This window comes from Erythrobacter sp. 'gip.4 top 5' (assembly GCF_056495765.1).
The window spans coordinates 1,310,165-1,322,952 of sequence record NZ_CP200270.1; the positions used below are offsets into that span (position 1 = coordinate 1,310,165).

Annotated in this window: 8 protein-coding genes; 3 read left to right on the plus strand and 5 right to left on the minus strand. The window is 62.4% G+C overall.

Going from position 1 to position 12,788, the window contains the following annotated elements; all coding sequences use genetic code 11:
* Positions 1-70: 70 nt before the first annotated feature.
* Positions 71-838 carry a Crp/Fnr family transcriptional regulator gene (locus ACRANW_RS06200; protein ID WP_479433657.1) on the minus strand — a complete coding sequence of 256 codons (768 nt, stop codon included), beginning with the start codon at positions 836-838 and terminating at the stop codon, positions 71-73.
* Between the two features lie 147 nt (positions 839-985).
* Here ACRANW_RS06200 and ACRANW_RS06205 point away from each other — a divergent pair, with 147 nt between their 5' ends.
* Both ACRANW_RS06205 and acs read left to right on the plus strand, forming a co-directional pair.
* The gene (locus tag ACRANW_RS06205; protein WP_479433658.1) at positions 986-1,663 is read left to right on the plus strand and encodes an OmpW/AlkL family protein; all 678 of its coding nucleotides are present in this window, start codon (positions 986-988) and stop codon (positions 1,661-1,663) included.
* A gap of 233 nt (positions 1,664-1,896) precedes the next feature.
* Positions 1,897-3,834: an acetate--CoA ligase gene (gene acs, locus ACRANW_RS06210; RefSeq protein WP_479433659.1), complete on the plus strand. Its 1,938-nt coding sequence runs from the start codon at positions 1,897-1,899 to the stop codon at positions 3,832-3,834.
* Positions 3,835-3,865: 31 nt separating this feature from the next.
* On the opposite strand, the gene ACRANW_RS06215 is transcribed toward acs, so the two are convergent.
* The 4 genes from ACRANW_RS06215 to ACRANW_RS06230 form a co-directional block, all read right to left on the minus strand.
* Entirely contained in the window at positions 3,866-4,300 is a 435-nt protein-coding gene (locus ACRANW_RS06215) for an META domain-containing protein (protein WP_479433660.1), read from the minus strand.
* Between the two features lie 126 nt (positions 4,301-4,426).
* Positions 4,427-4,726 carry a lipocalin/fatty acid-binding family protein gene (locus ACRANW_RS06220; protein WP_479433661.1) on the minus strand — a complete coding sequence of 100 codons (300 nt, stop codon included), beginning with the start codon at positions 4,724-4,726 and terminating at the stop codon, positions 4,427-4,429.
* Positions 4,727-4,843: 117 nt separating this feature from the next.
* Complete coding sequence (locus ACRANW_RS06225) at positions 4,844-7,693, minus strand: M16 family metallopeptidase (protein WP_479433662.1); 2,850 nt, start codon at positions 7,691-7,693, stop codon at positions 4,844-4,846.
* A 46-nt stretch (positions 7,694-7,739) separates the two neighbouring features.
* Entirely contained in the window at positions 7,740-9,956 is a 2,217-nt protein-coding gene (locus ACRANW_RS06230) for an acylase (protein ID WP_479433876.1), read from the minus strand.
* A 218-nt stretch (positions 9,957-10,174) separates the two neighbouring features.
* Between ACRANW_RS06230 and clpB the strand changes: the two genes are divergently transcribed.
* Positions 10,175-12,751: an ATP-dependent chaperone ClpB gene (gene clpB / locus ACRANW_RS06235; RefSeq protein WP_479433663.1), complete on the plus strand. Its 2,577-nt coding sequence runs from the start codon at positions 10,175-10,177 to the stop codon at positions 12,749-12,751.
* The last annotated feature ends 37 nt before the right edge of the window (positions 12,752-12,788 follow it).

Consider the following 12,788-nt stretch of genomic DNA (forward strand, 5'->3'; position numbering starts at 1 on the left):
ATTATTCCTTCCGTCGGCACGTTTGTAGCGCGCCATCGCAATGATTGTGTTTGACCGAGATCAAATCGGGTTAGTTATTCGGGGAAGCCTCGCCATTGTGCGGCACGTTCCGACCGGCCAGCCCGGCGAGCGCGGTGACATCGGACAGGCGCACCTTCGAGCGCCCCTCGGTCGTCACCAGACCCGCCTCGCGAAGTTCAGTCAGCTGGCGGCTGACGGTTTCGATGGTGAGGCCAAGGGCATCGCCGATATCCCGGCGGCTCATCGGCAAGGCAAAGGCGCAGGCGCCTTGCGTGCAATCGGCCAGCCGTTCGGCCATCGAAACAAGGAAATCGGCGATCCGCGCGCTGGCGGACTTGTGCCCCATCTGCGTCATCCGCGTGCGGCTGCGATGCAGTGCCTGCAGCGCGCGGGTGAGCACCGCGCGCAGCACCGCCGGATCATCCTCGGCCGTGTTGAGAAACGCATCAGCGGGAAACACCAACAGGTCGCAATCACTGAGCGCGACCAGCCGGAAGTCTGCGCCATCGACCTGAGCGCTTTGGCGCAGAACGGACACCAGATCGCCCGCGAAATGAAACGCCAGAACCTGACCGCTTGGCGCAGGGGCGGCATGGGGCGCGACCAGCTTGACCGATCCGGCCGCGATCCACACCAGCCGGTCTGCGTCCGGATCGGGCGGCAGCGTTTCGCCCCGCACCAGATGCGCCGCAGTGCCGATGGCGCAGAGCCGATCGGCTGTCAGCGCATCGCCACTTGCCGGTGGCAAAGCTGCCCGAAACCCGGCCAGGGCGAAGGCAAGGCCCGTGGCGGGCGGAGGGGGGCTAAGAGTTGCCATGATGACGCGGCAATGCGGCAGGTCAAAGCAAAGGTCTTTGATCCGGATCAATGAGCGAAAGGGGCGGCACGTTCTATCCGGCGCTTACAGGCAGCAACCATCCTGGGCCGCGCAAGGCGGCCGCTGCTGCCGTTGAGGACACGTATAATGAAGACTTTTCTGATGCTTGGCGGGGCCGCTTTGGCGCTGGCCGCAAGCCCCGCGATGGCGCAGGACAACGACCGCGCCGGCGACATCCAGCTCAAGGTATTCGCCACGGCCGTGCTGCCCGATGGCAAGATCACCGACATCACCGTCAATCTGCCAGGCCTGCCTGCCTCGACGCAGACCAAGGCCAGCGACAACGTGACGCCGACCATCGCGATTGAATATTTCGTCACCCATAATGTCTCGATCGAGACGATTGCTGGCATCACCCAGCACGATGTCGATGCCACCGCCGGCCTGCCAGTGGGCGCCGAACTGGTGTCGAATGCCAAGCTGATTCCGGCGACGGTGACGGCGAAGTATCATTTCGATCTGGGCGGTTTTAAACCCTATGTCGGTGCAGGTCCGGCCTATTTCCTGTGGGTCGCCGATGATCCGGGCGCGGCGACGCTGCCGCTGGGCGTGACTGATACGGACCTGTCGAACGAATTGGGCCTTGCGCTGCAAGCGGGCTTCGATGTGCCGGTGAACGACACGGGCTTCGGCCTCAGCGTGGATGTGAAGCGGTACTTCATCGACACCACAGCGCGCTGGTTCGTCGGCAACACGCTGGCGATCGAGACGACCCACAAGCTGGATCCGTGGGTCATCAGCGCAGGACTATCCTATCGGTTCTGATGGCTTGGTCACTGGCGCAGGCAAGACTTAGCCCGCGCCAGGGGTGGCCCAGGGTCCGGTTAGCCACCGTCAACGAATGCTGATCTGGCAATGTTTCACGTGAAACATTGCCAGATTGGTTAATAAAATAAATCGCTGGTCCTGTGGTGCTGGTGAGGATCGTAAGCCCTTTGTCTGGAGGAGCAGGCGGTGTAGCCTGCCAAAAAGAAAGTATCAGACGAGGGAGAGTCGCATTGATCCACGCCGTAAAACGGCCCGAGAGTTCCGCAGGAACGCCGACCCATTGCACCCCCGAACAATATGACGAGATGTATCGCCGTTCGGTCGAAAGCCCGGACGCCTTCTGGCTGGAACAGGCCCAGCGGCTGGATTGGGCCAAGGTGCCGACCGTGGGTGGGGACTGGTCCTATGACCCCGTTGGTATCACGTGGTTCAAGGACGGTACGCTTAATCTGTGCCACAACGCGGTTGACCGCCATTTGCCCGCGCACGCCGATCGCACCGCGCTGATTTTCGAACCCGACGATCCGGCTTCGGCAGGCCGCAGCCTCACCTATGGCGAACTCCATGCGGAGGTGGTGCGCATGGCCAATGCGCTCAAAACGCTGGGCGTTGCCAAGGGTGACCGCGTGACGCTGTACCTGCCGATGATCCTCGAAGGGGTGATCGCGATGCTCGCCTGCGCGCGGCTGGGGGCGGTGCATTCGGTGGTGTTCGGTGGTTTCTCGCCTGAAGCGCTGGCCGGGCGGATCGAGGATTGCGGCAGCCGCTTTGTCATCACCGCCGACGAAGGCCTGCGCGGCGGCAAGCGCGTGCCGCTGAAAGCCAATGTCGATGCGGCGCTCGGCCTTGCCGCGCACGCCACGCCGGTCGATGGCGTGCTGGTGATCCGCCACACCGGCGGCGACATCGCGATGGTCGATGGCCGCGATCACTGGCTGGACGATATCGCCAGCGATGATGATTGCCCCTGCGAGGTGATGGGCGCCGAAGACCCCTTGTTCATCCTCTACACCTCAGGATCGACGGGCAAGCCCAAGGGCGTCCTTCACACCACTGGCGGATACGGCGTGTGGACGGCCACGACCTTCCACTACATCTTTGATTATCAGCCCGGCGAGGTATTTTGGTGCACCGCCGATATCGGCTGGGTCACCGGGCACAGCTACGTCGTCTACGGCCCACTGTTCAACGCGGCGACCGCGGTGGTGTTCGAAGGCGTGCCCAATTACCCCGATCACGGGCGGTTCTGGGACGTGGTCGACCGCCACGGCGTCAACATCATCTACACCGCGCCCACAGCCATTCGCGCGCTGATGCGCGAGGGCGATGCCCACGTCACCAGCCGCAGCCGCGCCTCGCTCCGTTTGCTGGGCAGCGTTGGCGAACCGATCAATCCTGAGGCGTGGCGATGGTATTTCGATGTCGTGGGAGAAGGCCGTTGCCCGATCATCGACACCTGGTGGCAGACCGAAACCGGGGGCTGCATGATCACGACGCTACCCGGCGCGCATGACATGAAGCCAGGCAGTGCGGGTCTGCCGTTCTTCGGCATCCGTCCGCAATTGGTCGATAACGAAGGGGTTGTCATTGATGGCGCGGCGGAGGGCAATCTGTGCATTACCCATAGCTGGCCGGGGCAGGCGCGCTCGATTTATGGCGATCACGAACGCTTCGGCCAGACCTATTTCAGCACTTACACGGCCAAGTATTTCACCGGCGACGGGTGCAAGCGCGATGCGGACGGGTACTACTGGATCACGGGCCGGGTGGACGACGTCATCAATGTCTCGGGCCACCGCATGGGCACCGCCGAGGTCGAAAGCGCGCTGGTGTCCCACCCCAAGGTCGCGGAGGCCGCGGTGGTGGGATACCCGCACGATATCAAGGGCCAGGGCATCTATTGCTACGTCACGCTGAATGCGGGCGTGGAAGGTGGCGATGCGTTGCTGGCGGAGCTGAAACAACACGTGCGCAAGGAAATCGGGCCGATCGCCACGCCCGATATTCTGCAGTTTACCGATGGCCTGCCCAAGACCCGCTCAGGCAAGATTATGCGCCGTATCCTGCGCAAAATTGCCGAGAATGATTTTGGCGCGCTGGGTGATACGTCAACGCTGGCCGATCCTTCGCTGGTCGAGCGGCTGATCGAGGGGCGGCAGAACCGCTGAGGACGGACCTGCGCCTGATCGCCTCGGCGCGTCAATCGGCCGGGGAAAAGGTGTAACGCAGCATCGGCGTTTCGATCACCAGCTGCCGCCCGTCGAGCGTCCGGGTGTAGCGGGTTGCCTCGGAAAGGCGCGCAAGTTCGGTGCCGAAACTCGGGTCAGGGCAGGCCATGCGGGTGCTGGCGACGGGGCCAATGGCGATGGTGCCGGCGCCGCTCATCGCTTGTCCCGCGGTCCAGGTTGACCGGCCCCGATTGCAATCGAGCTGGAGCGTCATTTCGCCGTCATTGCCGAAGCTGACCGTGTGCCGCTGTTGCAGCGAGGCGGTGAGCGTGGTGGTGCTGCCGCTCGTATCCATTGCGATCAGCGTCCATTCGGTCCCCGCCAGCGGGTGCGAGACGGTCGTCGTCGCGCAGCCGGACAGCGCGAGCGTGGCGGCGGTGGCGGCAAAGGCGATGCGAACGGTCATTCCTGAAACTCCCCAAAAGATGCGTTCAGCACATAGCCTGCGATCCTGAACACAGACAATCCGGGGCAAACAAAAAAGCCGCCGGAGCGCGAACTCCGGCGGCTTTTTGAAATGAAGGCGATGCAATCAGGCTTCGCGGGTGCCCGAAAGCGGCATCGCGCCAAAGGCGCCGGCGTTGACCGAACCGGTCAGATTGTCGCCATCGATGGTCGCTTCGCAATCGAGCGTCATCGGCATCGGCACGACCATGTTCATCTTCCACTTGATGGTGTTGCCTTCGACGGTGCCGTCATTGATGTCCATCGAGCCGAGGCTACCGACCAGCGAGCCAGAGAAGCTGTCACCTTCGGGAACGACGGTGAGCGTGCCGGTCTGGTCGCCCATCGGGCTTTTCACGATGGTCTTGTAGGTACCTGCAACTGACATAATCCAACTCCTTGGCAAGGGTGCGGACCCTGAGCGACCCGGCACTTCGACGCGATTATTTACACTCATGTCAGCGCGCTTCAACCGGATTCCGGCTGAAGCGCGCTGCGCTTTGGCTTATTCGCTGCCCATTTCGCGCTGCTCGATCGGCAGGCCGAGCGGTTCAAGCTGGCTGCGCACGACGCTGGCATCCCCTACCACAACCCACACGAACGTGTCGGTGTCGATCGCAGCGCGCGCTGCTTCATCAAGGCTCGCCGTGGTCTGTGCACGATAGATGCTGGCGAGGGTTTCCTGATAATTGTCCGGTCGGCCGAACAGGGCATTGCCCTGCATCGCGCCGAGCACTGCAGGCGAGGTTTCGAACCGGCCCGGCAGCGCACCGACTTCTGACGCGAGATTGCGTTCCAGTTCGTCAGCGGTAACGCCCTTTTCGGTCAGGAATTCCCTGGTTTCACGGATCATCTCTGCCAGCGAGTCCCCCGTGCGGTCCGCCTGGACGCCGCCTGAAATGCCGTACACGACCGCATTTTCGCGCGCCTGCGAACCGCCGCGCACACCGTAGCTCCAGCCCTTGGTCTCACGCAGGTTCATGTTGAGCCGTGCGAGGAAATTGCCGCCTAGCGAATTGTTGGCGCTGTTGAAGGCGAGGAACGCCGGATCGCCTGCGTCCAGCGGCGTCACTTGCGCGCCGTAGATGAAGCTCTGCGGCGAATTGGGCCGGTTGACGAGGATGATGCGATTGCCTTCGGCCGCCATGTTGGCGGCAAATTGCTTGGTGCCCTTGGGCGTGGCAGGCGCAGTCCAATCGCCGAAGACGGCGTTGAGCGCCGTCACGATCTCGGCCAGTGGCTTGTCCGAGATGACAAACACCTCGCCGTTGTCCGGACGGATCCAGCTGTCCTTGAAGGCGAGCAGATCATCGCGGGTGATGGCGCTGACGCTGTCCACCGTACTCACCTTCCCATAGGGGCTGTTTTCCCCGAACAGTTCGGGCGTGATCGTGCGCGCTGCGATGCCCTGGGGCGACTTCATCGACTGGCGAATGCCGGTGATGGTCTGGTTGCGCACTCGCTCCAGATCCTCGGAATTGAAGGCGGGTTCACGCATGATCTGACGCATCAGATCAAGGCTGGGGGCAAGATTGGCCGTCAGCGCTGAAAGCGTGAAGGTGGAGCGGTCATCCCCGCCGCCGACCGAAACATTGGCGCCCAGACGCTCACTCGCTTCGGCAATTTGCTGAGATGTCAGGTTTTTGGTGCCTTCATCGAACAGGCCCAGGGTCAGACCTTCCAGCCCGGCCTTGCCCACCGGATCCGCCGCGCCGCCGGCGTTGAACGCCATCGCCACATAGGTCGCCGGAACCGCATTGCGCCGGGCGTAGGTTACCTTCATCCCGTTCTGCAGCGTCGCACGTTCGATATCCGGGAAATCGAGTTCAGCAATGGTATCGATCGCAGGCTTGGGCCGCTCAACCGAAACGCTGATGGTCTCACTTTCGCGGTCACGCTCGGACGCGTTTTCGCCTTCGGCTGCGACCGAAGCGGCTTCTTCATAGGTTCCTTCGCGCTCGCCCGGTTCAAGCACCAGCGTGAAAGCGGGCTTGGTCATCCAACGCGCCATCGCATCCTTGACCTCGGCGGGGGTGACCGTGGCAAGCCGTTCAAGCTGGGTGGCGTAGAACGACGCGTCGCCCGCCAGCACTTCGCCGTTTGCCAGTGTCACGGCCTTGCCGCCGAAACCGCCGACTTGCTCAAGTCCGCGGATCGTGCTCGCAAGGTTGCTGGTAGCTGCGCGGCGGACTTCGTCCTCAGTCGGGCCTTCGGCAATGAACTGCTGCACGACCGCATCCAGCCGCGCTTCCAAAACCGCCGGATCCACGCCCGGCTTGACGGTGGCACTGACAGTCAATGTCCCGACCCGCTGGAAATCATAGATGCCGGAAGATACGCCCACCGCAAGCTGTTCGTTACGCACCAGCACTTCGTCCAACCGGCTCGAGGCAAGGCCGCCGAGGATTTCGGTTCCCACGTTGAGCGCGGTGAGATCGGCGCTGGTGATGCCCGGTGCGGGCCAGTAACGGCTGATCGAGGTCGCAGCGACCTGATCCTTCATCACGGTGCGCACCGGCGCTGCCAGCGGTACGATCTCGGCCGCCGCCGGGGTGTTGACAGGACCGCGCGCGATGCTGCCGAAGTATTTTTGCGCCAAGACCCGGGCTTCGGCGGCTGATACGTCGCCCGCCATCACCAGCGTGGCGTTGTTGGGGCCATATTTGTCGGTGAACCACTTTCGCACATCGGCCATCGACGCCGCATCCAGATCAGCCATCGAGCCGATCACGTTGTGGTTGTAGGGGTGGCCTTCGGGAAACAGCGTCTTGAGGATTTCATAGAACACCAGCCCACCCGGCTGATTGTCACCCTGACGCTTTTCGTTCTGGACCACGCCGCGCTGGTTATCGAGCTTTTCCTGCGTCACCGCGCCCAGCAGATAGCCCATCCGGTCGCTTTCCAGCCACAAGGCGCGTTCCAGCGCGGGGCGGGGCACAGTCTGGAAATAATTGGTGCGATCAAAATTGGTGGTACCATTGTAATCGGTCGCGCCCATTTCGGCGAGATACTGGAAATAATCCTGCGGCGCATTTTCCGATCCATTGAACATCAGGTGTTCAAACAGGTGGGCAAAGCCGGTCTGGCCTTTGGGTTCGTCCTTGGAGCCGACATTGTACCACACGGCCACGCCGACGACGGGCGCCTTGCGATCTTCGTGGACGATCACAGTCAGGCCGTTGTCCAGCGTAAACTCTTCGTAGGGGATCTGTACCTGTGCAACCAGAGCCTCAAGGTCGGCGGTCGCCTGCGGGGCGGCGGCTGGCGCGGTGGCCTGGGCAAAAGCCGGGGTGACCGGCGCGGCCAGCGCAAGAGCGAGCGCCGAAAGGCTGGCGGCGGCAAAACGATACGGCATGATCAAAAGACTCCGGTGGTAGGATCGAGCAAAGGTATAGCGCCGGTTAGCGCGCGGCGGTGGTGGTCGATACAGTGCGCCGATCTTTGGCAGTTGACCGCAGATCATCGCGCCAGAAGTGAACAGGCTTCAGCTTGTGATCGACGAAGAGTTGCATTTGATCGGTGTAATGCGGGCTGGCGGGACGCGTTGTTGCCGCGCCGAAGGGCTGGATCGAACGCGATCTCACCTTCTGGCCCGGCTGCCATTCGACCCACATGATGAAGCTGTCTCCATGCTTGAGGCTGAGGCGACCGTCTTCGGCCACGTCCCATGTGGTTGAAGCGCGTAAAGTGTCCGAGCCGCCGTCCAGCGGCAGGTCGATATTGCCCTGCCGCAGCCGCAGAAGATCGCTCATCGGCGGATCGAGCCGGCCGAAATGGGTGGTGAGGTGATCGGCGGCCGCTTGCAGTTTTTCGCCCACATCGGGAACGGCTTTCTGGTTGTAATCGGCCGACATGAAATCCCGGATCATCAACAGCGCGATGGCATCGGCCTTGCCCACGTTGTCGGCGGTGAAGTCCCACGACAGCATCAGATCGCGCGCTTCAGCCAGCTTGCCCTCAGCTTTCAGACCCTCCAACTCGGTGAACAGTCGGTCGACATAGCCACGGCGTTCGTAGCCGGTGTCATACTTGATGCGTTCCAGCGTCGCCCGGTCCAGCACACTGGCTTCGGACAGGAGCTTGTAAGCGCGCCATGAGCGGTTGGTCTGCTTCAGTTCGATACCCATCAGAGGCGAGAACGCGGCAGGATCAAGATCGCTGCCGGCGCCAGCGGCGGTGAAGGGGGTGTTGTTGGAATTGTAGACCCACCCGCTCGCCGGATTCACGATGCGAGGCAGAGTCTCGTAATCGATCGCGCCCTGCCAGATCAGTTCCGAACGGTTGCCGGCCAGGACCGTGCGCCAGTCAGCCGTCACGCCTTCTGGCCGATTGGGGATGGCGGCATTGTAGACAAAGGCGATCGTCCCGGCTTCATCAGCATAAATGAAGTTGGTGCTCGGGATGGCAAGACGCGCGATCTGCGCTTCCCATTCGGCAAAATTGGTCGCCTTGTTGATGCGGTAATAGGCATCCAACTGACCAAGCTGTCCGATCCCGCCATAGCGGATGGCAAAGGCGCCCTTGGCATTGCGGATCACCGGGCCGTGGGCGGAGCGCAGCACTTCGCGCCGGATCGGCAGGACGACCGGGCCGATCTTCACCGGCAACGTCACCCATTCGCTCTCCAGATCGCGCCATGCCCCGTCGAGTTTGTAGCGGTTACCGGTCTCGTCGAGCTCCAGCTCGTACACGTCGATCATGTCGGCTGTGTTGACTGTGTTAGTCCAGCCCAGATGCTCGTTATGGCCTAGAAAGGGGAAGGGCGATCCGGGGAAATTTGCGCCCGCAAAATGCCAGCCTTCACCGCTTTCGACGACCAGTTCGTACCACGCGACTCCGCCGCGCAAAGGCTGGTGCGAGTTCGAGATCAGGGTGGTGACCCCGCCGCCCTTCTCCGGCGCGACCGCAAAGGCGTTCGAACCGAGATGCTCGGCATCCTCGCCCAAGGGCAGCACCAGCGTGCGCGCTTGAGTGGGGGCGGGCGCACGATCGCCCGGCGGCGCAACCGGCAGGGGCTCCCGCGGGAAGCCGGGGATGTCGGGGCCGTGTTCGCGGCGCAGATCCTCGCCCGCCACCAATGGCCCGATCACAGCGTCCAGCCCGAAGAAGAACGGCTGGCGCAGCGCAAAGCCCGCTGCCACGTCAAGGCCGTTGACCGGAAACAAATTGGCCAGCTTCACCTCACCCGGATGCTGTTGGGCAAACTGATTGAGGCCTGCGGCATAGGCTTCGAACAGGCCCCGGGTATCGGCGGGCAGCTTGGGATATTCGCGGGTCGCTGTCCCGCGCGCATCGATCAGGTGATAGACATAATCAACCTTCGCGCCGTCCTCGCCCGCGATGGCGCCGTAGCGCCCGCGCGCCATCGCGACCACGTCTTGCAGTGTGAAGAAATCATCCTCGGCATGGGTAATGGCGACGCCGTAAGCTGTGTCGGCATCGGTGGCGCCGTAGATATGCGGCACGCCAAAATCGTCACGGATGATTTCGGCTGTGTACGCCCGCGCTGTGGGCGGCGTGCCGGCGCTCGCAAAGAAGGGCTCCCACGTGGCAAGCGCCGCCACAGCCAGCAAAAGCATCACGACCAGCGCAATGGCGCCGCGCTTGACCCACGTCATCTCCGATTTCTCTCCCAAATCGTATGGCCGCTTCATTGCGCGGGGGCGCAGCAAGGTCAAGGCTCGCCCCCTTTCGCATCATCAGCCTCTTGCCTTGCGCAGATTATGAACCCACCTAGTCCAGTAACACACCCGATTGCGATTTTTGCAGGACAGGGCTTGTGTTGCCGATAGGTCACACCATGTCCTGCCGGCAACCTTTGGAGGGGTTTGACGACATGAATCTGGAAAAATTCACTGACCGGGCCAAGGGCTTCCTGCAAGCCGCACAGACCGTTGCGATCCGCATGAATCACCAGCGCATCACGCCTTCGCATATTGCCAAGGCCTTGCTGGAAGACAGCGAGGGCATGGCGGCGGGGCTGATCCAGCGCGCAGGGGGGCAGGCGCCGCTCGCCGTGACGGCAATTGACCTCGCGCTGTCGAAGATCCCGGCCGTGACTGGCAGTGGCGCGCAGGCGACGCCAGGGCTGGATAATGATGCGGTGCGCTTGCTGGATCAGGCGGAACAGATCGCGGAAAAGGCCGGTGACGCTTATGTCACAGTCGAACGCCTCCTGACCGCGCTTGCCTTGTCGCAGACGGCCGCAGGCGAGGGCTTGAAAGCTGCAGGCGTCACGCCGCAGAACCTGAATACCGCCATCGAGCAATTGCGCGGCGGCAAGCGTGCCGATTCAGCCAGCGCCGAAAACACCTATGATGCGATGCAGAAATTCGCGCGCGATCTGACCCAGGCCGCGCGCGACGGGAAGCTTGATCCGGTCATCGGCCGAGATGAGGAAATCCGCCGCACAATCCAGATCCTTGCCAGGCGGACCAAGAACAATCCCGCCCTGATCGGCGAACCCGGCACCGGAAAAACCGCGATTGCCGAAGGACTTGCGCTGCGGATTGCCAATGGCGATGTGCCCGACAGCCTGAAGGGCCGCACCCTCATGTCGCTCGACATGGGCGCGCTGATCGCAGGTGCGAAGTATCGCGGCGAGTTCGAGGAGCGGCTCAAGTCTGTGCTCGACGAAGTGAAGCACGCCGAGGGCCAGATCATCCTGTTCATCGATGAAATGCACACCCTTATCGGTGCGGGCGCCTCGGAAGGCTCGATGGATGCCTCGAACTTGTTGAAGCCGGCTCTGTCGCGCGGCGAGTTGCATTGCATCGGAGCGACCACGCTCGACGAATATCAAAAGTATGTCGAAAAAGACCCCGCGCTCCAGCGCCGCTTCCAGCCGGTGTTGATTGCCGAACCCACCGTGGAAGACACCATCAGCATCCTGCGCGGGATCAAGGATAAGTACGAACTCCATCATGGCGTGCGCATCACCGATGGCGCGATTGTGGCGGCAGCGAAGCTGTCCGACCGCTACATCCAGAACCGTTTCCTGCCCGACAAGGCGATCGACCTGATGGACGAAGCCGCCAGCCGCATCCGCATGGAGGTGGAGAGCAAGCCTGAAGAAATCGAAGCGCTGGACCGGCGGATCATCCAGCTGAAGATCGAAGAAAGCGCTCTTGGCAAGGAAACCGACCGGAATTCCAAAGATCGCCTAATCGCCCTGCGCGAAGAACTGGCGAACCTTGAACAGCAGTCCGCCGAACTTACCACCCGCTGGCAGAACGAACGTGACAAAATTGAGGCCGAAGGCAAGCTCAAGGAGCAGCTTGATGGCGCGCGACTGCAGTTGGAACAGGCACAGCGCGAAGGCGATCTGGGCAAGGCGGGCGAGCTGTCTTACGGCACCATTCCTGCGTTGGAAAAGCAACTGGCCGAAGCGCAAGGGCAGGCTGCCAACGCCATGCTGCGCGAAGAAGTGACCGAAGAAGACATTGCAGGGGTGGTAAGCCGCTGGACCGGCATCCCGGTTGACCGGATGATGGCGGGCGAGCGCGAAAAGCTGCTGGCGATGGAGAGCATTCTGGGCAAGCGCGTGATCGGCCAGAGCCAGGCGATTGCGGCCGTATCCCGAGCCGTGCGCCGCGCGCGGGCGGGCTTGCAGGATCCCGGCCGCCCGCTGGGCAGCTTCCTGTTTCTCGGCCCCACGGGCGTTGGCAAGACCGAGCTGACCAAGGCGCTCGCGGGCTTCCTGTTTGATGATGACAGCGCGATGGTGCGTATCGACATGAGCGAATTCATGGAAAAGCACGCGGTCGCTCGCCTCATCGGCGCGCCTCCGGGCTATGTCGGTTACGAAGAAGGCGGCGTGTTGACCGAGGCCGTGCGCCGCCGCCCCTATCAGGTGGTACTATTCGACGAGGTCGAGAAGGCGCACTCGGATGTGTTCAACGTGCTGTTGCAAGTGCTTGATGATGGCCGCCTGACCGACGGGCAAGGCCGCGTTGTGGATTTTGCCAACACGCTGATCATCCTCACCTCCAATCTTGGCAGTCAGTACCTCGCCAACCTGCCCGACGGGGCTGAGCCCGCCACGGTTGAAAAGGATGTGATGGAGGTGGTGCGCGGGCATTTCCGGCCCGAGTTCCTCAATCGTTTGGACGAGATCATCCTGTTTCACCGGCTCGCGCAGGAACACATGGCCCCGATCGTGGAAATCCAGGTGGGCCGCGTGCAAAAGCTGCTGAGTGATCGCAAGATCACGTTGGACCTGTCCGAAGCAGCGCTGCGCTGGCTTGGCCGGGTGGGGTATGATCCGGTCTATGGCGCACGTCCGTTGAAGCGTGCGGTGCAGCGCTACCTTCAGGATCCGCTGGCCGAAATGTTGCTGGAGGGCAATCTGCCCGATGGCGCAACGCTCGCGATTGATGAAGGAGACGGGCAACTCAGCATGCAGGTCAGCTAAGCCAGTTTCCCGCTACGGTGCGTTGTTACAAAAAAGG